The sequence below is a fragment of the Caballeronia hypogeia genome, assembly GCF_001544875.2.
Taxonomy (GTDB): domain Bacteria; phylum Pseudomonadota; class Gammaproteobacteria; order Burkholderiales; family Burkholderiaceae; genus Caballeronia; species Caballeronia hypogeia.
Genome location: NZ_FCOA02000004.1, coordinates 93,568 through 117,480, shown reverse-complemented (window position 1 = coordinate 117,480; position 23,913 = coordinate 93,568). Strand labels below are relative to the sequence as shown.

Genomic DNA, 23,913 nt, shown 5'->3' with positions numbered 1-23,913 from the left:
ACTTCGCCATCTCGTGGCGCTGTCCTTCTGCGCTGTTATTTCCCGAATGCGGGCGACGTATCCGTCTGCGCCGAGGCATCGGCCGCATCGGTTTCCGGATGTGCTCCGGCATAGCGCTTCTTATTGCGCTCGATGCTCGCCGCGCTCGGCGGATAGTCCTTGTCGTTATGCGGCAACAGTCCGTCTTGCCAGGCTTTTTCCAGATCGGCGCGCGCCTGCGCCGTCGTCTTGCCGGAACTGGGCCCGTCTCCGTGAGCCTCGGCCCATATTGGCGACGTGCATAACGCGAGCATCAGGGCATACCTACTCGATTTCATTTCCACTACTCCCTTTCATTCACTCAACGGATTGCCGCAGCGCCCGCAGAATGCGGCGCCTGGATCGACTCGCGAGGCGCATCGCGCGCATGTCACCGTTACGAGATTGGCTTCGCATTGTCTGCATGCCCGGGTTCCGGGTGGATTCGACTTGCGGCATTGCGGGCAGACCACATCGGGCGGCAGCGGCGGAATCGAACCAGGATGCCGTCCCCACCATTCCTCGTGGGAGTCGTGATCGTCCGCCCGGTAGCGCTCGTGACGCACTTTCCCGCGACGGCCGTGATGACCGCCTCCATGTCCGCCTCCATGTCCGTCTCCGTGTCCGTTGGTGAACAGCTTGCGCAGGAATCCCATGGTTTTTCTCCTCGGTGGTGGTCGATTCAGAAGTACTGCTTACGCAACAGGCGCAGCCCGTTGCCCACGACGATCAGGCTCGCGCCCACGTCAGCGAACACGGCCATCCACATCGAGCCGAGTCCGGCCACGGTCAGCGCGAGAAACAAGCCCTTGACGACGAGCGCGAGCGTGATGTTCTGCATCAGGACCGCGTGCGTGGCCTTCGAGAGCCGGATGAACGCGGGAATCTTGCACAGGTCGTCGTCCATCAGCGCGACGTCGGCGGTTTCGATGGCGGTGTCGGTTCCCATCGCGCCCATCGCGAAGCCGATGTCCGCGCGCGCCAGGGCGGGCGCGTCGTTGATGCCGTCGCCGGCCATGCCGACCTCGCCGCCGCTCGCCGCAAGTTCCTCGACCGCGCGCAGCTTGTCCTCGGGCAACTGGCCGCCCTCGGCGCGATCGATGCCGACTTCGCGCGCGATCGCCTTCGCGGTATGTACGTTGTCGCCCGTGAGCATCGCGGTGCGTACGCCAAGCGCGTGCAGTTGCGCGATGGCGTCGCGGCTCGAATCCTTCACCGTGTCCGCCACCGCGAACAGGCCGAGCAGGCCCTTCGCGCCGGCCAGCATCACGACGGTGTTGCCCGACTGCTCGAGTGCATCGACGCGGCGCGCCATGTCGTCGGTGGCGTGGCCGAGCTCATCCATCATGCGGCGGTTGCCGAGCCAGTACGCGCGTTCATCGACGAATCCGCGCACGCCGCGCCCCGGCACCGCGTCGAACCGGTCGACGGTGAAACGCAGCACGCCGTCACGTTCAGCCTCCCGCGCGATCGCGAGCGACACGGGATGATCCGAGCGGCTCGCGAGACTCGCGGCGAGCGCGCGCACCCGGTTCGCGTCGAACGTCGCGTCGAGCAGATCGAAAGAGGTCTGCACTGGCTTGCCGTGCGTGATGGTTCCGGTCTTGTCGAGCGCGAGCCAGCGCAGCCGACGGCCGCGCTCCAGAAACGCGCCGCCCTTGACGAGAATGCCGTGCCGCGCCGCCGCCGCGAGCCCGCTGACGATGGTGACCGGCGTCGAGATCACGAGCGCGCACGGACACGCGATCACGAGCATCACCAGTGCGCGATAGATCCAGTCGAGCCACGCGCCGCCCATGGCCAGCGGCGGCACGACACCGACCGCGAGCGCCACGGCGAACACGACCGGCGTATAGATGCGCGCGAAGCGATCGACGAAGCGCTGCGTCGGCGCCTTCGCGCCCTGCGCGCCTTCGATCGCGCGGATGATGCGCGCGATCGTCGTGTCACTCGCCGCCGCCGTCACGCGGAACTCGAACGATCCGGTCGCGTTGATGGTGCCCGCGAACACGGCGTCGCCCTGCGCTTTCTCGACCGGCAGACTCTCGCCGGTGATCGGCGCCTGATCGACGGCGGAACTTCCGGACACGATCTCGCCGTCGAGCGCGATGCGCTCTCCCGGTTTCACGCGCACGATCGCGCCCGGCGCGACCTCGCGCGCATTGATCTCGATCCACGCGCCATCGGCCTGTTGCACGGTCGCCGTCTCGGGCGCGAGCTTCATGAGATCCGCAATCGCATTGCGCGCGCGTTGCAGCGACTTTGCCTCGATGAACTCCGCGATCGTGAAGAGCACCATGACCATCGCGGCTTCGGGCCATTGACCGATGACGAGCGCGCCCGTCACAGCGACGCTCATCAATGCATTGATGTTGAGGCTGCCGTTGCGGATCGCGATCAGTCCCTTGCGATACGTGGTCAGCCCCGATGTGAGCACCGCGGCGAGCGCGAGCGCGGCCACGAGCCACGACGGCTGCCCGAGCCAGCTCGCGCCTTCCGAAGCCAGCGCGGCGACGCACGCGAGCGCGAGGGGCCACGCGGACTTTTTCTTTTCGGTCACCGGTTCGCCCGCGGTAACGGGCGTGAAGCCGAGCGCGCGCACTGCATCGAGTATCGCGTCGAGCGCGGCGGCTTCGTGCTCGACGACCAGCGTGCGCTGCATCAGATCGAACTGCATCGACTCGACGCCGCGCATGCCTTCGAGCTTCTTGCGGATCAGCGCTTCTTCCGTCGCGCAGTCCATCCGTTCGATGCGAATCTGCGTGCGCAGCGTGTCTTTCGAACCTCTTTCGTCATCCGTTATATTATTTTCGCGATGAGATAAAGAATCGTGACGACGATCGCAACACGGGTTGCCGATATCTTCCGGACGTAACATACTCGCTCCCTTTCCTGACCTTGATGTCGAGTAAACACCCTGGAGCAACTCCAGAGTCAAGAGAGAAGGATGGCGAAATGAAGATTGGAGAACTGGCGCGCATCACGAACTGCACGCCCGATACGATCCGCTTCTACGAGAAGGAAGGCTTGCTGCCGCAGGCCGCGAGGACGGAAGCGAACTACCGCACCTATGACGCAACGCATGTCGAGCGGCTGCGTCTTATCCGCAATTGCCGCGATCTCGACATGACGCACGACGAAGTGCGCACGCTGCTCGCCGCAGTGGATGGGGGCTCACCGAATTGCTGCACCGTCGACTCACTCGTCGACGAGCACATCGGTCATGTCGGCGCGCGCATCGACGAGCTGACGAAGTTGCGCGAACAACTCACCGCGCTGCGCAAGAAGTGTCATGGGGAACACGCGGTCGACGATTGCGGCATCGTGAACGAACTGACTTCGAAGAAAACGCCCAGGCCGAAGGACAAGAAATCGCACCTGGGCTAGCGCTTTGGCATTTCCATGCGGTCGGCTTCGATTACTGCTTCGGCGAAGGCCTTTGGCGGCCCAATGAATCTCATTACGGAAGACGATGCTTACTTACTTGGTGGTTGACAAACGAGTAGCGCACGGCTTCCGCTCGACGAAACTGTTGGTAGTCGGAGAAAATTTCTTCCCCCGCATTACCCACGATTTTCGATCGGCCTTGCGAAAACAGCAAAATCGCGCATGAGATTAATTCCTACGGCTAAAGCATTTGATCGAACTATTGAGCGTAACTGCTTCTCCATATGTTCGAATTCGATATGGCCCGCGTCAATTGCGTTCTGGCACACCCGGTACGCCACCACCTCGCCATCCGCAATGGCGTACACGTTCGCTTCGTCTCCGTGCATGTTGGGCGCCAAATGCACGCCGCAATGCCAGCGCCGGTCGAATGCCACCGGATAAATGCCATGAGCCAGTTCGAACTGCTCGACAGCATCCATCATGGAGTCCGGTTTCGAGCTGTCTGTCGAAGTCAGGCCGGACTTGGGCAAAAAAGGAGGGCTTATGATCATCGTGCGTTAGTGCGTATGGGAGTATCGATCATTCAGCTTCAGCTCGCTTTGGGGCAAGCGTGGCAAGGGAGGCGCGACCTTATCCGGCCCCTGGAAGTTGAATCACGCCGTCGAGATGATTCCTTAGGCGTGCGCCCGAAAGACCCAACGCATCGGTAAGCGCTTTTGTTATAGCAATCATCCCGCTATCCCCGTCTTGTTCTCATCAGAATTGTCGATCTTTGCGATATCGAAATAGGTGATAAAACGTAGGATGACTATTGCTGCCCGAGGTCAGGCGGATCACTCGTCGAGGAAGAGTGTGAATGATGAACGCCCTGACTTCGAAGAAAACGCCCAGGCCGAAGCAAAAGAAATCGCACCTGGGCCAGCGCTTCGGCATTTACATGCGGTCGGCTTCGATCACCGCTTCGGCGAAGGCCTTCGGCGCTTCCTGCGGCAAGTTATGCCCGATGCCGCCCGACACATTGCGATGCTTGTACTTGCCGGTGAACTTCTTCGCATAGGCGGCGGGATCGGGATGCGGCGCGCCATTGGCATCGCCTTCCATGGTGATGGTGGGCACGCCGATCGTCGGCGCGGCGGCCAGACGCTGCTCCAGCGCATCGTATTGCGGCTCGCCCTGCGCGAGCCCGAGACGCCAGCGATAGTTGTGAATCACCACCGCGACATGATCCGGGTTATCAAACGATTTCGCCGAACGCTCGTAGGTCGCGTCATCGAAGTTCCATTTGGGCGAAGCCAGTTGCCAGATGAGCTTGTTGAAGTCGTGACGATTCGCCTCGTAGCCCGCCTGTCCGCGCTCGGTCGCGAAATAGAACTGATACCACCACGCGAATTCGGCCTTCGGCGGCAAGGGCGCCTGATTCGCCTTCTGACTGCCGATCAGATACCCGCTCACGGAGACCATCGACTTCACGCGCTCGGGCCACAGCGCCGCGATGATGTTCGCCGTGCGCGCGCCCCAGTCGAATGCGCCGAGCGTGGCCTTCTCGATTTTCAGCGCATCCATGAGCGCGACGATATCCACCGCGACCACCGCCTGCTGACCGTTGCGCGGCGCGTCGGCGGAAAGGAAGCGCGTCGAACCGTAGCCGCGCAGATACGGCACGATCACGCGATAACCCTGCGCCGTGAGCAGCGGCGTGACTTCCGCGAAGCTGGAGATGTCATAAGGCCAGCCGTGCAGCAGGATCACGACGGGACCGTTCGCCGGACCCGCTTCGGCATAACCCACGTTCAGCGTGCCGGCATCGATCTGGCGGATGTCGGCAAAGCCCGCCGTCGACGATGCGCGAACCGGCTTCGCGCCCTGCGCGAACGCGAAGTCGCTCAGTCCGAGCTGCAGCGCGCCCACGCTCGCGATCGTCGTGCCGAGAATGCGGCGCCGCCGTGCGTTGATCTGATCCGTCATGATGCAATTCTCCTGGTTCGATGTTTTCAGTTAGCGACGTTCAATCAGGCAGCCGATGCACGCAGCGCGGCAAGCGTCGGTCCCATCGGGCGCACGCGCATGCTTGCATCGAGATTGCGCCACGGCAGATCGGCGGGATCGGCGGCCATGGGGCCGGGCGCCTTCGCGACGAGAATGCGCCCGGCGATCGGCTCGAAGTCGGCGCGGAAATGCACCGAGCTCTTGTTCACCAGAATCTTCATGCGCTCCGGCTCGATGCCCGCGGCACGAAACAGGTTGCGGTCGAACACCTGCATCTTGATGCTGCTCACCGCGATGCGCACGCCCTCGATGCGCAGGCACGCGGTCGGTCCGAGTTCGCCGCTCATGCCGTTGAGCATCGGGCCGTCGAAACGGAAGCGGCCATCCGACAGATACTCGACTTCGAACTCGCCTTCAAGCGGAGAATCGCCCGGCACATTCGAGCCGCCGCCGAGCGCGAGCCTGATGCGCGCGCCCACGCCCGCGCGATGCGCCGCCCGCGCCGCCGGCTCGTCCCAGATGACGCCCACGGCCGCGTCGCGCGCGCCGTTGCGCAACAGCGCGCGGACCATGCCCATGGTGTTCGAATCGCCGCCGACGCCGGGGTTGTCCTGCGTATCCGCGATGATCACGGGCTTGCTGGCATCGCGGCTCGCGGCTATCGCGTCGCGCGCGGCTTCGTCGGGCGAAAGGAAGGGCACGTCCCAGCGCGCTTCTTCATCGACGAGTCGCGTGTAGAGCGCATCGACCGCGTGATCGGCCGATTCCTGATCGAGCGCATAGCCCCAGAACACCGGACCGCATTCATCGAAGTCCGAGGCCGGAAAGCCCGGCGCGAACGACAGCGACACGACCTCCTTCTCCAGCGTTTCGAGCGTCGCGTACATGCCGCGCGCAGGTTCGACGAGCGTGCACATGCCGTTCACCGGAATCAGGAACGGCACGCGGCGCGTCGCGCGATGGAACGGCTTGCCGTGCGCGATGCGCCGCGCCAGCAGATGCGCCGCGCGCAGCCCCGTTTCGGCCATATCGACGTGCGGATACGTGCGATACGCGACGAGCGCATCGGCCAGTTCGACCATGCGCGCCGTGACGTTCGCATGCAGATCGAGCGACACGACGAGCGGCATCTCATCGCCGACGATGCGGCGCACGCGGGCAAGCAGCTCGCCTTCGCCATCGTCGAGGTGCTCGGTGACCATCGCGCCGTGGAGGTCGAGATAGATCGCGTCGAAGCCGCCCTTGCGCACCTGATCGACGATCACGCCCGCGATGCGCTCGTACGCATCCTTCGTCACATGCGCAGACGCGCTCGCGCCCGCCCAGATCACGGGGATCAGATCATGCCCTTGCGCCTCGGCCCATTGAATGAAACCGCCTATTGGCACGTTCACGTCGCGCAGCTTCAGCACGTCGGCGCCGTGGGCCATGGGAGGAAAACCTTCGCCCTGGATGAAGCTTTGGTAGCTCGCCCTGGTCGGCGCGAAGGTGTTGGTTTCGTGCTGGAATCCTGCGATCAAGATCTTCATGTTCGTGGTCCTTTCATCGAGTGAGTGTTACGCGGTGCGCGCCTTGGCCGCTGCAACCGTGCGTTTGCTGGCGAGGATCAGCACGCAGGAGAGCGCCGCCATGCATGCCATCAGAAGCAGTCCGCCGTTGGTGCTGCCGGTCGCGGACTTGACCCAGCCGAGCGCCGCCGGCCCCCAGAAGCCGCCGGACAGGCCGATCGTATTGATGAGCGCGATGCCGCCCGCCGCCGCCGGACCCGAGATGGTTTCCGCCGGAATCGCCCAGAACACCGTGTAGGCCATCCACATGCAGGCGGTGGCGAGCGTGAGCAGCGCGAGCGTCGCGACCAGATTGCCGGATGCGTACGGCGTGATCGCCAGCAACGCGGCAGCGGCGAGCGCCGGCAGCGCGCTGTGATAGCGGCGCTCGCCCACCTTGTCGGAGCGTCGGCCGGCCGCGTACATCGCGATCGCGGCGGCGACGTACGGAATCGCCGCATACCAGCCGAGGCGGATCGTGTCGTTCACGCCCTGGTCCCTGAGCAGCGTCGGCAGCCAGAAGCTGATCGCGTAGATCGGGAAGATGATGCAGAAGTACGCGAGCGCCAGCAGATAGACACGCGGATTCCTCGCGACCTCGCGGAACGAATCGATGCGATGCTCGTGGCTCGCGTGAGCGCCGACTTCCGCTTCGACGAGACGCTGTTCATCCGGCGTGAGCCAGCGCGCGTCAGCCGGACGATTGGCGAGCACGCACCAGACCAGCGCACCGAGCGCGATGCACGGCAGGCCTTCGACGAGGAACATCCACTGCCAGCCCGCCAGACCGCCGACGCCCGCCAGCGACGAGATCAGCCACGCGGACAGCGGCCCGCCGACCACGCCGCCGATCGGCCCCGCGACGAACACGAGCGCGATGGCTCGCGCCATGCGCTTCGGCCCGTACCAGCGCGACAGGTAATAGATCATGCCGGGCGCGAAGCCCGCTTCGAACACGCCGAGCAGGAAGCGCATCGCATAGAACGCGGGCACGTTGCGCACGAACAGCATGCACGCCGACGTGATGCCCCACAGCACCAGAATGCGGCTGAAGGTAAGGCGCGCGCCGATCTTCGGCAGCATCAGGTTGCTCGGAATCTCGAACAGCACATAGCCGATGAAGAAGATCCCCGCGCCGACGCCATACGCCGCATCGGAGAAGCCGAGATCGCTTTGCATCTGAAGTTTCGCGAAGCCCACGTTCACGCGATCGAGATACGCGAACATGTAGCACGCGATGAGCAGCGGCAGAAGCCGCCAGTTGATTCTGCTGTAGAGCGCCGAAACGGCATCGCCGCCTCGCTGGATCTGAATCGTCGACATGCGCGTCTCCTGGTTTGTCTCCCCCTCATCGGGTAAGGCCATGTTGAGCGCGTGCGACTGTGCTAGCAAGAGCAACTAAGTTCACGTATCGTTGCTCTGTGAGCAACACTTTATTTTCGAAGAAGAAGGCGACCATGCGCGAGATCAATCAGCAACGGCTGCGTTACTTTCACGAAGTGCTTTCACACGGCACGATTCGCGGCGCGGCGGATCATCTGAACACGTCGCCTTCCGTGATCGCGCGGCAGATCAAGTTGCTCGAAGAGGAGCTCGACACGACGCTGTTCGAGCGCGAAGCGCGCGGCGTCAGGCCGACCGAAGCGGCGTTTCATCTTCTCGAATTCTGGCGCGGGTATCGATCGCAGCAGGAGAAGCTCGAAGACCAGTTGCACGCGCTGAAGGGCCTGCAGCAAGGCCAGATTCGCCTCGCCGTCAGCGAAGGCTATGTCGACACGCTCGTCGATGACGTGCTCGCGCCATTCTGCGCGCGCTATCCGCGCCTCGAAATCGACGTGCAGATGCTCGCCGTCGACGATCTGCTCGAAGAAGTCGCGCAGAGCCGCGCGCATATCGGGCTCGCGTACAATCCGCCGCCGCACGAGCGCATCGAGATTCGCGCGAGTTCGCCGCAGCCGGTCGTGCTGCTCGCGCGGCGCGATCATCCGCTGGCGCGTCGCGGCGGCGTCGCGCGGATTCGCGATCTGCTCGACTATCCGCTCGCGCTGATGCCGCCTTCCTTCGGCATAGGCCACGTCGTGAAGATGCTGGAGACGACCGACAACCTCGCCATCCGCCCGACGCTCACGACGAACTCCCTCGGCGCGCTGAAGCGCTTCGTCGCGGCGGAGAATTTCATGACGCTGATCGGCGAATTCGCGGCGTATCGGGAACTGGCGAGCGGCGAACTGAGCATCGTTCCGATCGCGCATCCGCTGTTCGAGCGCGCGCAGGCGAGGCTGCTCGTGAAAGCAGGACGCCCGCTCGCGGCCGGTCCGCAGGAACTGCTCGACTGGATTCTGAGCAGGATGCCGATGTTCTCGCAGCGCCCGCCCGTCGCCGGAAAGCGTCGGCGCTCACGTGGATAACACCGTGTCGGGCACAACGGCGAGACGCGCGGCCGGCGACATCACGATGATCCACGCCTGCACGACGAACCCCGCCGCCGCCGCGACCAGACAAGGCCCCATGCCGAAGTGCGCGCTGATCGCGGCGCCCGAGAGCGCGCCCAGCGGACGCGCGCCGTAGGTCGCGGTGCTATTGAGCGCTGAGACGCGGCCCATCATGTGAGCGGGCGTGACGGCCTGGCGCAGCGTGGTCGAGCCGACCGTCCAGAGAATCGGCCCCGCGCCGAGCAGGAAGAAGCTCGACGCCGCGAGCCAGAACGACGGCTCGGCGAGCGTCGCGACCATTGCCAGCGACGCGGCCAGTCCGCAAAACGGCCCGATCAGCAGCATGCGGCCGAACGCGACGCGCCGCGCGACCGCCGGCGCCGCGAGCGCGCCGCACACCATGCCGACGCCATACGCGCCGAGCGTCACGCCGATCGCCGATGCGCCCAGACCCAGCCGCTCCGCCGCATAAGGCACGTACACGGCCTGCAGAATAAAGAAGCCAATGTTGAAGAACACGGCGGTGGCGAGCATCGGGCGCAGCAGCGCATCGCGGGCGACGAAGCGCGCGCCATCGCGCAACTCGACGAGGAAGTGGCGCGCGGCGGCCCGCGTGCGCGGCGGCTCGTGCAAGCCCGCAAGGAGCGTCGCCGCCAATGCCGACAAGGCCGCCGCGCAGCCGTAGGCCCATCCCGCGCCGATCCATCCGACCAACAGCCCGCCGAGCGCCGGCCCCGCGGAGTACGCGACGCTGCGCGCCAGCTCGATGCGCCCGTTCGCGGCGGGCAGCGCCGCGCGCTCGACGAGCGCCGGCACCAGCGCGGGCGCGGCCACGTTGTAGGCGACCGTGCCGGTCGCGCCGAGAAAACCCAGCAGCGCGAGCAGCGGCAGCGTCAGCGCGTGCGAGAGCACGAGCAGCAGCACGCAGAGCATGGCCAGCGCGCGGGCGCATTCGGCGAGCGTCATCAGCGTGCGGCGCGAGCGGCGGTCGGCGAGCACGCCGAACGGCATCGAGAGAAGCAGGAACGGCAAGGTCTGCGCGCTCTGCAACAGGCCGACATCGACGGCGCTCGCGCCAAGCGCGAACACGGCCGCGAGCGGCGCGGCGGCCAGGCCGATCTGCTCGGCGGACTGGGCGAGGAGATTCGACCAGGCGAGACGCTGGAAGGAAGCGGGAAAGCGCATCGGCCATGCTCCGTGACGGTTGGGATCGATATCCCATGGTCGCGGTTGCGGCGCGCGCCGGCACTCCAGATCTTGCGTTTTGATTCAGCGTCAAGCCTGCGCCGCCTGGCCGGAATGCGAAATCGAAATCGAATGCGCTCGTCGGGATTGCCCGCCTTATTGCTCGCCTTATTGCTCGCCTTATTGCTCGCCTTATTGCTCGCCTTATTGCTCGCCTTATTGCTCGCCTTATTGCTCGCCTTATTGCTCGCCTTATTGCTCGCCTTATTGCTCGCCTTATTGCTCGCCTTATTGCGCGCCTTATTGCGCGCCGCCGTCGAGCTTCGCCTTTTCCGCGGCGATCTGCTCGGCGATCTTGCCCGCGAGATCGTCGAGCGAGGAAATCGATTCCGTCTTGTTGATGACGAAGCGCGCCGCCGCGCCATACGGCTTGGGCGCCGCCGCCGATTTCTGCCCCTTGAGCTCGGCGCTCGTGTCGATGCGCGCGGACGACTGGTCGGGACTCGTGCTCAGATCGGCGAGTTGCACCGTGACGTGCGTATTGGGCGGTTTGTCCGATGAACCCATCGACGGCAGTCCGGCGCCGAAACCGCTCGCGAGCGTTTCGTCGAATTCGCCGCTGACCATCCAGCCCGCCGAGGGCAGCGCGCTCTGGTCCGTGAAATGGCATGCCGCAATGCCGCGGCCGTTGAGCGCCTTGACGATGCCTTGCGCCAGCGCCGTCGCGTTCTGCTCCACGCGCACGCTGTTGCGCGCCGAGCGCAGCCGCGAGCCGAGCAGATGCGACGAGCCGCTTTGCTGGCTCACCGGCGTGAAGTCGCGTACGTAGACTGGCTTCGCGGCGTTCGCCGCGTTCGCGCTCGCCTCCGCGCACGGCGCGCTCTGCGCGAACGACAGCGCGCTCTGCGAACAGCCGAGCACGAAAGCGAAGGCGACCAGCGAAACGCGTATCGATTGGGTCTTCATCGATTCTCTCCGTGCTGAGCGGCGGACGATGCGGCGATGATACGCCCGCCAGCCCGCGCACGATTGGGGGAAACGCGATTCAGCCCACGCCGGCGAGGTCGTTCGCTCCGGCCAGCGCCAGCAGACTTTCCAGCGGCACCGGACGGCTCAGCAGATAACCCTGCACCTTGTCGCAGCGCACATCGCGCAGCATGTCGAGCTGCTCCTGCGTCTCGACGCCCTCCGCGACGACCATGACGCCGAGCTTGTGCGCCAGATCGATCACGCCTTCGACGACCGTGCGCACCATTGCGTCCGTCGCGATGTTGTCGACGAAGCTCTTGTCGAGCTTCAGCACGTCCGGCCGGAACCGCGCGAGATAGCTGAGGCTCGAATAGCCCGTGCCGAAATCGTCGATGGCGATGCGCACGCCCATCGCGCGCACGCTCGCGAGCACTTCCTGCGCGTCGTCGAGGTTGTCGATCAGCGCGGACTCGGTAATTTCCAGCGTGATGCGATGCGTGTCGATGCCCGCGCGCCGGATCGCGTGCCTGAGCACGGACACGAGACGCGGATCGCGGAACTGCTTCGGCGACACGTTGAGCGCCACCGAGCACGCCGCGGGCGCCGCGAGCCCGAGGCGCGCCGCCGCCGTCACCGCCTCGCGTATCACCCAGTGCCCCGCCTCGACGATCAGCGCGCTCTCCTCCAGCACCGGCACGAACGCGCCGGGCGCGAGCAGCCCGAGCGCCGGATGATCCCAGCGCAGCAGCGCCTCGACGCCCACCAGCGCGCCCGACTCCACGCGATACTGCGGCTGATAGTGCAGCACGAACTGGTTGTCGCGAATCGCGCCGTGCAGTTCGGACTCCAGATGCGCGCGCGCGAGATCGTCCTTCTCGCGGTCGCCGAACACGCGGAAGGTGTTGCGGCCCGCGCGCTTCGCGGCGTACATCGCCATGTCGGCGCTGATGAACAGCGCTTCCGGCGTGCGCCCGTGTTCGGGATGCAGCGCGACGCCGATCGAGCACGTCATCGTCAGGCTCTTGCATTCGACCTCGATCGGCCGGTGACACGCGAGCGAAAGCCGCCGGCACGCACGCGCGATGCTTTCCTGATCGAAGGCGCCGGGCAGGATCACGGTGAATTCGTCGCCGCCCGGACGCGCGGCCACCGCGCCTTCAGGCAGCGTGTCCTGGATGCGCTGCGCGATGGTGCGCAACACGGTGTCGCCGGTGATGTGGCCGGCCGTGTCGTTGATCGACTTGAAGCGGTCGATATCGACGAACAGATAGGCGAACGACGCACCCGACTCGCAGCGCTTCACGAGCGCGTCCATCATCGCGTTGCGGTTGGCGAGCCCGGTGAGGCTGTCGGTGTTGGCGAGCCGATGCAGTTCCTGGAGACGCTGGCGCTCGTCGGTGGCGTCGACGCACACGCTCACGACGCGCGACACCGCGCCGTCCTCGGTCACCGGATAGATATCGGCGCGCACCCAGCGCGTGCGGTCGTGCGGCAGGCAAAGGCGGAAATAGCTCTGCATCGCCGCGCCGGTGTTGACGGCCTTGCGCATCTCGTCGCGCAGGGCCGGCAGATCGTCGGGATGCACGCGTTGCGACCAGGCGGTCTGATCGGCTTCGAGCACGGATATCGGCATTTCCCACATGCGCTCGAACGCCGAGCTCACGTGCAGCAGTTCGCGAAAGTCGCGGCTCGTGGTCCAGAACACGGCATCGACATGATCTTCCATGTCCTTCTGCACGCGCGCATTACCGCGTAATTCGTCGATCAGATTTCTTTCCGCCGTGATGTCGCGCGACTTGCACAGCACCGCCGTGACCTTGCCGTGCTCGCCGTAGACGGGCGCGAACGTGGAAGTCCACCACTTGAGCTTGCCGTTCATGGTGTGGCAGGCGCCTGAGAACGATGTCGACTCCCCCGCCCTCGCGCGCTCGAACGCCGCACGCGCATCGGGTCCGTCCCACAGCGAGAGCCAGTCGAAGCCCACGAGCGCGTCCGCGCATTCCGCTTCGATGAGCTTTCTGCCCACTTCGGAAATGCACATGATGCGGCCGTCGACCGAAAGCAGCTTCAGGCAGTCCTCAGCGATGGCGAGCAGCCCGTGCGCCACCTGATGCGCGACGAAGACTTTGCGGCTCGCCTGCTGCATGCGATGCACGACGAGTGTCGCCGCGAACACGAAGCCGGCGAGCAGAAGGTTCCACGGAAGCGGCGCGAAGAAGGTGCCGCAGGCGGCGAACAGCACGCCGAGCGGCGCGAGACCGAGCCCATCGAAACGGCGCGCGTATTCGATGTAAGGCAAATTCGTGGCGACGTTCTCGCCGATCGTTCCGAGGAAGTCGGTCGCTTTTCTCTGCACCGCGCTAACCCTGTTCTGCTGATGGTTCAATCGGTGTTTATCGGCCGGATGAACCAAGTCTTGAATCAGGCAGGGCGGGCGGCAAAGATTACCGCGTCGATCAGCTCGGATGGCTCAGGCCGCGCCTTTCAGCGCCACCGCGATCTCTTTCGCCAGCGACTCGGCGCGATAAGGCTTGGCGAGCAGCGTCACGTTCGGACGCAAAACGCCGTCGCGCGAAATCATGTCCCGCGTATAGCCCGACGCGTAGATCACCGGCACCGGATGCGACTGCGCGAACGCCCATTCCGCGAGATCGGCGCACTTGATCTTGCCCGGCATCACCACGTCCGTGAGAATCAGATCCACGCCGACGCCGCTTTCCAGCACGCTCATCGCGGCATCGCCGTTGGCGGCGCGCAGCACGGTGTAATGCATCGCTTCGAGTATCGCGACGGTTGCCGCCAGCACGGCCGCGTCGTCATCCACGACGAGCACGGTTGCGCCGCCGGTGTGCGTCGTGAGCGCATCGGCGCGCGGTTGCGTGGTTTCGTCGTCGAAGCTGCGCGGGAAGTACATCTCCACGGTGGTTCCCACGTTTACCGTGCTCGACACGGCGATATGCCCGCCCGACTGCTTGACGAAGCCGAACACCATGGAAAGGCCGAGTCCCGTGCCGTGCCCTTCGGGTTTGGTCGTGAAGAACGGCTCGAACGCGCGTTCGAGCACGTCGGGCGCCATGCCCGCGCCCGTGTCGGATGCGGTGAGCTTCATGTACTCGCCCGGATGCAGGTCGAGGCCTTCGCAGGCGGCCGCGTCGAGCGACTCGTTCGAGCTCGCGAGCGTGAACTTGCCATCGCCGCGCATGGCGTCGCGCGCGTTGATGGCCAGATTGAGCAGCGCGTTTTCGAGCTGATTGCGGTCCGCGCGAAAATTCCACGGCTGCTCGGCGAGCAGCGCGCCCACCGCGATCGACGGCCCCACCGCGTGCTGCAGCAGCTCGCGCATCTCGTCGAACAGACGACGCGGATTGATCACGACTGGCGACTGCGGCTGCCGCCGCGCGAACGAGAGCAACTGAGAAGCGAGCTTCGCGCCGCGCTGCACCGCGTCCATGGCGGCCTGCACGCGCTCGGGCACGCGGCTGTCGGTGGGCGGCAGATATTGCAGCAGTTGCAGGTTGCCGCTGATCGCCTGCAGCGTGTTGTTGAAGTCGTGCGCGACACCGCCCGTCATCGCGCCGAGCGCTTCCATCTTCAGGCTCTGGCGCAATTGCCCTTCCACCGCGATGCGCGCCGCCACCGCCTCCGAAATCTTGTCCTCGAGGTCGAGCGTCAGGTCTCTCAGGCTTTCCTCGGCGATCTTGCGATCATGAATGTCGACGATCACGCCGGGAAAACGCGCCGGCTGACCGGCTTCGTCATATTCGCAACGTCCGGTGGCGAGAATCCACAACCAGCCGGAATCGCCCGAACGCACCCGATATTCCGCGCGAAACGGCACGTTCTCGCGCAACGTGCAGTCGATGAGCGCGCCAACGCGTTCGAGGTCTTCGGGATGAATCACCGCGAACGCCGCCTCGATCGGCATGCCGAGCGCGACTTCATCGAGCGTGAAGGAGAAGGTGCGCGCGAAGCGTTCATCGCCCTTCACGCGGTTTTCCTGGATCTCCCACACGTAAGTGCCGAGCACCGCGCCCGAATTGAGCGCGAGTTGCAGACGCTCGTTGGCCTCGCGAAACGCCGCCTCCGCTTCGTCGCGCGTGCGCTGCATCAGCACGCGCCCGGTGGTGTCGACGACGATCGCGAGCACGCCCACCGGCACGCCTTCATTCGATGCAACCGGGCTGTAGTGCAGATCGAGCCACACTTCGGCATCGCGCCCGTCGCGCGGCAGCGTAAAGCCGATTTCGTGATACGACAGGGATTCGCCGCGCATGCCGGTGTCGATCACGTTGCGATTGAAGTCGGCCGCCTCGGGCCACGCCGCTTCGATCGGCATGCCGAGAATGCGCGGATGACGGCCGCCCGAGAAGCTCGCGTAAGCGTCGTTGTAGAGCAGCGTGCCTTGTTCGCCCCACAGCACGGCCATGGGCAGCGCGTTGCGCAGCATGACCTGCACCACCGAGCGCAGTACTTGTGGCCATTCGCCGATGGGTCCGAGCGGCGTCGTGCTCCAGTCGAAATCGCGAATGGCGCGCGCGGTTTCGCCGATCCATGAATCGAGCTGACGATGCTCGGAGAGTTTCGGGGTCAAGACCAGCCTTTTGCCTGTTTGAAGATTCGCACCGCGATCGAGCGGATGCGACAGCATAAAGGCTAATCGACGAGGCGCTAAGCGCTTTCGGCCAGGCGCCTCGAAATCGCGCTGCGGACGAAAGTTGGACTAGCGCTTGGGACGCCGCACCGCGCGCACCTTGCCGGTCCGCCCGCCGCCGCAGAAAAAGCGCTCGCCGCCATCCGATTCGAGTCCGGAGACGCCCGCGCCTTCCGGCATGTCGAGCCGCTCCAGCACCTCGCCCGATTGCGGATCGACGCGCCGCAACTCGCTTTCGTCGCTTTCCCAGGTCGCGTGCCACAGCTCGCCTTCGACCCAGGTCACGCCCGTCACGTAACGGTTCGATTCGATGGTGCGCAGAATCGCGCCGTCGCGCGGGTCCACCTGATGAATCTTGCGCTCGTTGTATTGCCCGACCCAGAGCGTGCCCTCGGCCCACGCGAGGCCCGAATCCGCGCCGCCGCCGGGCGCGGGAATGGTGGACAGCACGCGGCCCGTCTCCGGATCGATCTTCTGGATGCGGTCCTCCGCGATCTGGAACAGATGCTCGCCGTCGAAGGCCGTGCCCGCGTGCGCGGCTACATTCAGCGAGCGCGTTTTCTCGCCGCTCCCGGGATCGAGCGCGTTGAGGGTATCGCCCGCCGCGAACCATACCTGCTCGCCGTCCCAGGTCACGCCGTGCACGCCTTCGATATCCGCAAAAGGCCCGTATTCGCGGATGATCTCCGCCTTCGCGCGTTTCATGTCCCTATCCTCGTTGATGATCTGCCTCCATGCTAGTCGCTCGCCAGTTCGACGGGGAGTAACAAGGCAGTCGTGAATCCGGGCATCGGCGGCGTGGTCCAGCGGCGCGCGCGGCCGCGGCCGAACGACTGCACCTTGCCGCTCGCCGCGAGCGTATCGAGCGAACGCTGCACCGTGCGCTGGCTCGCCCCGAGCGCGATCGCGAGGGCCGAGCTCGACCACGACTCGCCATCGCCGAGAAACGCGAGCAGCGGCGCGTATTCGTCCTCCACCGGCAGTGCCAGCACCGTAACCTCGCGCGCATGAAGCGGCTTCAGCGCAAAGCCGCGCGACGTCGCTTCGATACCCGCGCGTGCGCGCAGCATCGTGCGCAGGCGGCCCATCTCGACACGCAGCCGCACGCGATGCGTCTCGTCGGCCTCGCGGATGCGAAACGCCTGAAGAATGAGCGCGTCGCGCGGCGCGTCGCCGGGCCACGCCTCTGCGAGCATGCGCGCGAGCGCGAACAGCACGGGCCGCGTGGCGAGCGACATCGACGCGCCCGCTTCGCGCACGCACAGCCGGCATGCATCGACGACGAAGGTATCCGATGCGAAGAGCGCCTCCACTTCGTCGAGCAGCAAGAGGCGTTGCTCGCCCCGCGCGACGAGACGCGCGGCGGGCGCGCGAAGCATGCGCCATGCGCTCTCGACTTCGGCCGCCAGCGCGGGAATGCCCGCCTGCCGCGCGGCTTCGGTGGCGCGCACGAGCGCGGCGCGGGCCGAGGTGGTCTGGAGCCGCCGCATCGCGATACCCGCCGCGATCAGCTCGTGCGCGGCCCGCGATGCCGCCGGCAGCGATGCGGGATCGAGCGCTTCGAGCAGGCGCGCGGCGTCGTCGATCCGGCCGATGAGCAGCGCGCGGCGCACTTCAAGATAGCGCGCGTGCGCGGCGTTCGCGTGATCGCCGTGCGCTTCGAGAGTCGCGCGCGCGTGGTCGAGCGTCTTCGCGGGCCACGTGAGATCGCGCGAGGCCAGCGCGATCTCCGCCTCCGCGACGATGCAGCGCGAGCGCGCCAGCGCCTCCTTCGCGCCGAACGCGCGCGCCGCGCTTTTGACGAGCGCGCGCGCCCGCACGAAGTCGCCGAGCTGCGCCATTGCGATGCCGCGCAACGCGAGCGCACTCGGGTCGTCGCGCAGCGCGATGCGGTTCAGCGCCCCGAGCGGATCACCCGCCGCGAGCGCGCGCGCCGCCGCCGTGATCAGCGAATCCATGCGAATCCCGACACACTTGTCACTCCTTTGCGTCCGATGTCCGCGCCTAATCTAACACCGTACCGAACGCGCGCCGGGCTCACCCCGGGCATGCAAAGGAGCAATACCATGAACGCGCTGACCGTCACGCCCTTGTCGCGTGAGCGATTTTTCATCGTTGCCGTGATCGTTTTCATCGCCAGCGTGCTTGCAACCTGTGCGCTGCACGCGTCGATGACTTCGACGACTTCGATGACCGGGCTCTCCATGCCCGGCGGCTGGACGCTCTCCACGACCTTCTCACCGATGTGCGGCCGCACGTGGCTGCGCGCGGCGGCGTCGTTCCTCGGCATGTGGATCGCGATGATGACCGCGATGATGCTGCCATCGTTCGCGCCGTTTCTCTGGCGTTATCGCATGCAGGCGCCGGGCGCTGCGCTCATGACGGCAGGCTACGCCTTCATATGGACGACGATCGGCATTGCGATCTTCGTGCTCGGCGCGCTCTTCACCGAACTCATGCTGCGCGCGCCAGCCATCGCGCGATGCGTTCCTGTAGCGAGCGGCACGCTCGTGCTATTGGCAGGCGCATGGCAGTGCTCGACATGGCACGCGCGCCTGCTCGCTTGCTGCCGCCACGCGAAGGCGCAGCGCAACGCGTGGCTCGATGGCGTGCATCACGGCTTGCATTGCGCGCTCTGCTGCATGGCTCCGACCATCGCGCTGATCGTATTCGGCATGATGGACCTGCCTGCGATGGCGCTCGTCACGCTCGCGATCAGCGCCGAGCGGCTCACGCGCTCGCAACGCCCTGTGACGACGCGAGCCATCGGCGTCGTGCTGATCGCGCTTGGCATCGTTCGCCTTGTTGCCTGATCGAATCCATCTCCGCCTTTTTATCCATTTTTTTCCGATTATTTTTTTTCGTCTTTCTTCTAACTTGCTGACATCCGCGACATATTTCGTAATGTGAAGCGTCCATTGAACAAGGACACAGCGAGAGGAAGACATGACGAGCGCAATGACGGTCTCCATCTGCCTGCCGACTTGCGATCGCCCGGAGCTGATCGTCGAATGCCTGAACTCGTGTCTCGCGCAGACGTATCCGCACATCGAGATCGTGATCGGTGACGATTCGCGCGACGATCGCACGCAGCAACTGATCGTCGAACATTACTCGCACGATGCGCGCATTCGCTACGTGCGTCACGATGCGCCGCTCGGCCAGGCGCGCAACGTCGCCAGCGTGTTCGCGCGCGCCACGGGCGCGCTCATCATGCTGATCCACGACGACGACTACCTTGAGCTCGACGGCGTCGCTCGTCTCGTCTCGCTGTGGCGGACGTATCCGCATCTCGAAGTCGCTTTCGGCGATCAACACGAAGTCGATGCGAGCGGCCGTGTCGATGTGCAGCGCAGTGCGCGCCTGAACGCCGCGTTTCATCGCACGCACGATGCGCAAGGCATGCAGGCGCTGCCCGGCCGGACCGGCCTCGTGCAGATGTTCCCCAACAACGGATGGATGGCGCTCGCGGCCCTGGTCAAGCGCGTAGGCTATCGCGAAGACGCCGCCGCGTGCTGTGATCTGGTGTTCGGCGTCGAGCTTTGTCTCGCGGCGTCGCACGTGTATTACATGCACGCCTATGTCTCGTATTACCGCAAGACGTCCCTGTCGATCTCAGTGCGCACGCGCGCTTCCGCATCCGCCGCTGCGCTCACCGCCTATTCCTACGTGTCGAATCTGCCGCTCGACGCATCGCTCGAAACGTCGCGCAAACAGGCATTGCGCAGACTCGCGCCGATCGTCGTCTCGCTCCATGCGAAGCACGACGCGCCGCGCGCAGCGTTGCGCGTCGCGCTCGATCATCCGGATGCCTACGGGTATGGCCTCAGCCTGCGGCTCTGTTATCACCTCGCGCTGATCGCGCGCGCGTTCGTACCGGTGCGCGTTCAGCGCGACAGACGGCTTTTCAGCGCATGCGCGCCCAGCACGCACGCGAAGCCGATCACGCCGCCCGCGAGCACGTGCGTGAGCCGCTCGAAGGCATCGCCGACGGACTGATTGGCCAGCATGATCGCCAGCGCGACGAACACGCAGCGAAAGAAATACGCGACGACATAGCGCTCGAACGCGACCAGCGTGAGAAACACGGCGAGCGTCGCGAGCGTGACGGCCATGCTCGAATGCGGTACGGCGTATCGGCCGAGCACGATGCCTAGCGGCACGCCCACGATCACGCCGAAACCGCGGTTCTTCAGCTTGTCGCGCGCCGTATCCACCGCGCCCGTGACGATGCTGGCCGCGCCCCAGATCACCCATTGCGGGCGCTCCATCTGCCAGTGCACGACCATCGCCGCCGCAATGCCGACGGCCGCGAGCATCGCCGCGAGATCTTCGCTCAAAGGGGCGCGCGCGCCGAAATCGTCGAGATTCGACCAGCGCGCCGCGGGCTTGCCGCGCGAGCGCAGATGCGCGGACAGCGCGGCGGGCACGAGCGCGAGCAGCAGATAAGGCAGGGACACGGGCGCCGCACGCAGCAAGGCGTCGACGCTGCGGCCGCCGTGCAGTTCGTTCGCGAGAATCAGCACCGGGATGAAGGTCCAGTTGCCGAGCGCGCGCAGCTTCTTGCCGCGCGACGCAAGCAGAATCACGCCCGCCGCGAGCAGCATGCAGGCGAGCACGAAGAACGCCGGAACGCGCTCCGCGAGCAGCAGCAGCCAGGTTCCGGCAATGATCGCGAGCCCGTGCGCGATGACGCCCGCTGGCCGCAGGGCCAGTTTGTCCTCCGCGATCGTCGTGGCGATCGCGAGCAGCGAAGCCTTCATCCAGATGGCCTCGCCGGTGGCGAGCGCGAGCACGACGAACGGCGCCAGCGCGAGGGCCGCGCGCAGCAGCGGCCAGACCTTGATCTCGCGGGCGAGTCGAAATGGCTGCGGCGTGTCGGCGGGCATGCGGCGCATCTCAGGAGGGATTCCGCATGAAGTGTAGGACGGTTTTCAGGCCGTAAGTCATCTGAAATGATGGCTCGCCGCGAATCGCAAACGTTGTATCGCGTTCTGATCCTTTCCTAAAGGCCACGGCGCGGCTGTCGTTATACAGGCCAGCCGATGAATCCATCGGTCGCGCGGCAGGCGAAACATCGTCCCTCGCGCCCCAGCGATGCAGCCACATTGAGAGACCTATGTTTTCGACTATCAAAGGCCGCCTGGCCTTGGCCATGACACTTCTGAGCGCGCTTCTCATCGCGATCGGCATGGTCGGATTGATCGGCATGAGCCGGTCCAACGCTGTAACTTTCGACCTGTTTACGAATCAGATGCCGAGCGCGGTTTCGACCGGGGGCGCGGAAATGTTCATGGCGCGCGAGCGTCTGAGCTTCGACCGCGCGGCGCTCAACGTGGGCACGCCCGCCGCCGAAGACGCGATCGGCCGCGGCGCGCTGATGCGCAAAGCCTCCGACGACGCCTGGACGGTCTACTCCGGCACGCCGCAAGGTCCCGGCGAGAAGCAGATCGCCGACAAGTTCAACGAGCAGCGCCTCGCGATGCAGAAACTGATCGACGAAGGCTATGCCGACGTGCGCGCGAAAGATCAGGCGAAGATCATCGCCGACGCGAGCGCGATGCAGGCCGCCTTCGGTGAGTTCGCGAAGACAGGGGCCGCGCTGCGCAAGCTGCAGTTCGAACAGGCGAAGGCCGCCTATGACGCGGGTCAGGCCACGTTCGACATGTTCCGCACCGGCTGCGTTATCGCGATTCTCGCGGGCGTGGCCGCGGCCTTTTACACGTGGGTTTCGCTGCGCCGCCGTATCTCCCGTCCGCTGGATGCCGCGCTCGCCCAGTTCGACGCCATCGCGGCCGGCGATCTGCGCCGCACCGTGACGGTCAGCTCGAACGACGAGATGGGTCAGTTGCTGCGCGGTCTCTCGACCATGCAGTCGAGTCTCATCGACACCGTGCGCACGGTACGCGGCGGCAGCGAATCGATCGCGTCCGCCACCAAACAGATCGCGGCGGGCAACGTGGATCTTTCGTCGCGCACCGAGCAGCAGGCGTCGGCGTTGCAGGAAACCGCGTCGAGCATGGATGAACTGACCGGCACCGTGAAGCAGAACGCCGACAACGCGCGTCAGGCCAGCGTGCTCGCGGCGAACGCCTCGGAGATCGCCGGCAAGGGCAGCCAGGTCGTGTCGCAGGTCGTGACGACGATGGGCGAGATCAACCAGAGCTCGTCGAAGATCGCGGACATCATCACGATCATCGAAGGCATTGCGTTCCAGACCAACATTCTCGCGTTGAACGCGGCCGTGGAAGCGGCGCGCGCCGGCGAGGAAGGCCGCGGCTTCGCGGTCGTGGCGGGTGAAGTGCGCTCGCTCGCGCAACGCTCGTCGGCGGCGGCCAAGGAGATCAAGGAACTGATCGACAACTCGGTGGACCGCGTGCAGTCCGGCACCGCGCTCGTCGATGAAGCGGGCCGCACGATGACCGAAATCAGCACGGCGGTGCAGCGCGTGACGGACATCATGGGCGAGATCGCGGCGGCGTCCGAGGAACAGAGCAGCGGCATCGAGCAGGTCGCCCGCGCCGTCACGCAGATGGACGAAGTGACGCAGCAGAACGCGGCGCTGGTCGAGGAAGCGGCGGCGGCGGCGCAATCGCTGGAAGATCAGGCGGGCGCGTTGCGCACGGCGGTGGAAACGTTCCGCCTGCACGACGAAGGCATGCGCGCGACGGCATAACGCGCTTTTCTTCCCGGCGTATGAACGGCTCGCGGTCCTTCGGGACGCGAGCCGTTTTCGTTCATGCCGTTAGCGTTTTGGCTTCGCTGGGCGCTTCTTGCGCGCACCGTCTTGCGTCGCGGGCGCGCCCACACGCTCGCGCAAATACTCGACCGTTCGCGCGCAACGCGCGGGCAGCGGCCATTCGGCGCGGCGAATGAGCCACAGCGTATCGATCACCGGTGCGCCGCACTCCACTACGCCGATCGCGTCCGCGCGGCCGAACGCGATGCGCGCATAACGCGGTATCACCGTGAATCCGAACCCGCGCGCGACGAACTCCGGAATCAGGCTGATCTGGTTGCTGAAGCCCTGACGACGCAGGCTGCCCACGCCCGGATTGCCCGGAAAGCGCCGGCTCAAAAGACGACTGGCCGTCATGTGCGCCTCGGGATAGTCGATGAAGCCGAGCCGTTCCAGATCGCTCCAGTCGTGCACGTCCGCATTCGCGGGCACGACGAGTTCGAGCGGCTCCTCGATGAACTTGCTCGCGGCAAGACGCGGATCGTCCGGCTTCAATGCGACGATGCCGAGATCGTAGCGGCTCTCCAGCACCGCTTCGATCACTTCGGAATCCGGCGCGAAGCGATGCCGCATCTTCCATTCGGGACGCTGCTGCTGCAGGTCGAGCAGCAGCGGAAACAGCACCAGCCCGATGCTGCCCGGCGTGATGAGACCGATCTCGCCCGCTTCGTCCTCGCTGTCGGAGAGGCGCGACGCGAGCCGCTTGCCGGCCAGCTCCATCTCTTCGCAATAGTCGATCAGCGCGCGGCCCGCCGGCGTGAGTTCGATGCCGCGCGGACGGCGGATCACGAGCAGGCCGAGCTCGTCTTCGAGATGACGGAGATGCTGGCTCACCGCAGCCTGCGTCAGGTCGAGCCGTTCAGCCGCGCGCGTGAAGTTGCCGAGTTCGACGAGCGCGAGGAAAGTGCGCAGCCAGGTTGGATTGAGCATCACAAAATTTTATCGAATCGATAATCTGCGGATAGTTTTCATTATGGCATTGAACGGTTAATCTGA

General features: G+C 65.5%; 20 protein-coding genes. 5 read left to right on the top strand and 15 right to left on the bottom strand.

The window, feature by feature from the left end; genetic code table 11:
* Positions 1-35: 35 nt before the first annotated feature.
* The 3 genes from AWB79_RS09285 to AWB79_RS09275 are packed head-to-tail and all read right to left on the bottom strand — an operon-like array spanning position 36 to position 2,896.
* Complete coding sequence (locus AWB79_RS09285) at positions 36-317, bottom strand: DUF4148 domain-containing protein (RefSeq protein ID WP_063963464.1); 282 nt, start codon at positions 315-317, stop codon at positions 36-38.
* Between the two features lie 15 nt (positions 318-332).
* Positions 333-674, bottom strand: coding sequence for a double zinc ribbon domain-containing protein (locus AWB79_RS41015; protein ID WP_074169345.1), 342 nt, complete (start codon positions 672-674; stop codon positions 333-335).
* 26 nt (positions 675-700) lie between these two features.
* Complete coding sequence (locus AWB79_RS09275) at positions 701-2,896, bottom strand: heavy metal translocating P-type ATPase (protein WP_374728533.1); 2,196 nt, start codon at positions 2,894-2,896, stop codon at positions 701-703.
* Between the two features lie 77 nt (positions 2,897-2,973).
* On the opposite strand from AWB79_RS09275, the gene cadR reads away from it, so the two are divergent.
* Positions 2,974-3,405, top strand: coding sequence for a Cd(II)/Pb(II)-responsive transcriptional regulator (cadR, locus tag AWB79_RS09270; protein ID WP_061167114.1), 432 nt, complete (start codon positions 2,974-2,976; stop codon positions 3,403-3,405).
* A gap of 176 nt (positions 3,406-3,581) precedes the next feature.
* Here cadR and AWB79_RS40930 read toward each other — a convergent pair whose 3' ends face one another.
* The 4 genes from AWB79_RS40930 to AWB79_RS09250 form a co-directional block, all read right to left on the bottom strand.
* A complete protein-coding gene (locus tag AWB79_RS40930; protein ID WP_061167113.1) occupies positions 3,582-3,890 on the bottom strand; it encodes a hypothetical protein in 309 nt (102 codons plus the stop codon).
* A 451-nt stretch (positions 3,891-4,341) separates the two neighbouring features.
* Positions 4,342-5,373, bottom strand: a complete 1,032-nt coding sequence (locus AWB79_RS09260) for an alpha/beta fold hydrolase (RefSeq protein ID WP_061167112.1) — start codon at positions 5,371-5,373, stop codon at positions 4,342-4,344.
* A 44-nt stretch (positions 5,374-5,417) separates the two neighbouring features.
* Positions 5,418-6,923 (bottom strand): M81 family metallopeptidase, encoded by a 1,506-nt coding sequence (locus AWB79_RS09255; RefSeq protein ID WP_061167111.1) that lies wholly within the window; start codon positions 6,921-6,923, stop codon positions 5,418-5,420.
* A gap of 27 nt (positions 6,924-6,950) precedes the next feature.
* Complete coding sequence (locus tag AWB79_RS09250; RefSeq protein WP_061167110.1) at positions 6,951-8,264, bottom strand: MFS transporter; 1,314 nt, start codon at positions 8,262-8,264, stop codon at positions 6,951-6,953.
* Positions 8,265-8,398: 134 nt separating this feature from the next.
* Here AWB79_RS09250 and AWB79_RS09245 point away from each other — a divergent pair, with 134 nt between their 5' ends.
* Positions 8,399-9,349 (top strand): LysR family transcriptional regulator, encoded by a 951-nt coding sequence (locus tag AWB79_RS09245; RefSeq protein ID WP_061167109.1) that lies wholly within the window; start codon positions 8,399-8,401, stop codon positions 9,347-9,349.
* On the opposite strand, the gene AWB79_RS09240 is transcribed toward AWB79_RS09245, so the two are convergent.
* The 6 genes from AWB79_RS09240 to AWB79_RS09215 form a co-directional block, all read right to left on the bottom strand.
* On the bottom strand, positions 9,338-10,558 hold the full coding sequence (locus AWB79_RS09240; protein WP_061167108.1) for an MFS transporter: 1,221 nt from the start codon (positions 10,556-10,558) through the stop codon (positions 9,338-9,340). The two genes, AWB79_RS09245 and AWB79_RS09240, sit on opposite strands and share 12 nt — an antisense overlap.
* A gap of 300 nt (positions 10,559-10,858) precedes the next feature.
* A complete protein-coding gene (locus AWB79_RS09235; RefSeq protein ID WP_061167107.1) occupies positions 10,859-11,524 on the bottom strand; it encodes a hypothetical protein in 666 nt (221 codons plus the stop codon).
* Positions 11,525-11,603: 79 nt separating this feature from the next.
* Positions 11,604-13,883: an EAL domain-containing protein gene (locus tag AWB79_RS09230; protein ID WP_061167348.1), complete on the bottom strand. Its 2,280-nt coding sequence runs from the start codon at positions 13,881-13,883 to the stop codon at positions 11,604-11,606.
* A 114-nt stretch (positions 13,884-13,997) separates the two neighbouring features.
* Complete coding sequence (locus AWB79_RS09225; RefSeq protein ID WP_061167347.1) at positions 13,998-16,118, bottom strand: hybrid sensor histidine kinase/response regulator; 2,121 nt, start codon at positions 16,116-16,118, stop codon at positions 13,998-14,000.
* Positions 16,119-16,247: 129 nt separating this feature from the next.
* A complete protein-coding gene (locus AWB79_RS09220) occupies positions 16,248-16,883 on the bottom strand; it encodes a Vgb family protein (protein WP_061167106.1) in 636 nt (211 codons plus the stop codon).
* Between the two features lie 32 nt (positions 16,884-16,915).
* Complete coding sequence (locus tag AWB79_RS09215) at positions 16,916-18,136, bottom strand: hypothetical protein (protein WP_061167105.1); 1,221 nt, start codon at positions 18,134-18,136, stop codon at positions 16,916-16,918.
* 108 nt (positions 18,137-18,244) lie between these two features.
* Here AWB79_RS09215 and AWB79_RS09210 point away from each other — a divergent pair, with 108 nt between their 5' ends.
* Positions 18,245-18,991, top strand: coding sequence for a DUF2182 domain-containing protein (locus AWB79_RS09210; RefSeq protein ID WP_061167104.1), 747 nt, complete (start codon positions 18,245-18,247; stop codon positions 18,989-18,991).
* 133 nt (positions 18,992-19,124) lie between these two features.
* Entirely contained in the window at positions 19,125-20,177 is a 1,053-nt protein-coding gene (locus AWB79_RS09205) for a glycosyltransferase family 2 protein (RefSeq protein ID WP_063963463.1), read from the top strand.
* Here the strand turns inward: AWB79_RS09205 and AWB79_RS09200 are convergent.
* On the bottom strand, positions 20,066-21,067 hold the full coding sequence (locus AWB79_RS09200) for an FUSC family protein (protein ID WP_061167346.1): 1,002 nt from the start codon (positions 21,065-21,067) through the stop codon (positions 20,066-20,068). The genes AWB79_RS09205 and AWB79_RS09200 overlap by 112 nt on opposite strands.
* Before the next feature lie 266 nt (positions 21,068-21,333).
* Here AWB79_RS09200 and AWB79_RS09195 point away from each other — a divergent pair, with 266 nt between their 5' ends.
* Positions 21,334-22,854 (top strand): methyl-accepting chemotaxis protein, encoded by a 1,521-nt coding sequence (locus AWB79_RS09195; protein ID WP_232470855.1) that lies wholly within the window; start codon positions 21,334-21,336, stop codon positions 22,852-22,854.
* Between the two features lie 69 nt (positions 22,855-22,923).
* Here AWB79_RS09195 and AWB79_RS09190 read toward each other — a convergent pair whose 3' ends face one another.
* The gene (locus tag AWB79_RS09190) at positions 22,924-23,847 is read right to left on the bottom strand and encodes a LysR family transcriptional regulator (protein ID WP_061167102.1); all 924 of its coding nucleotides are present in this window, start codon (positions 23,845-23,847) and stop codon (positions 22,924-22,926) included.
* Positions 23,848-23,913: the final 66 nt, after the last annotated feature.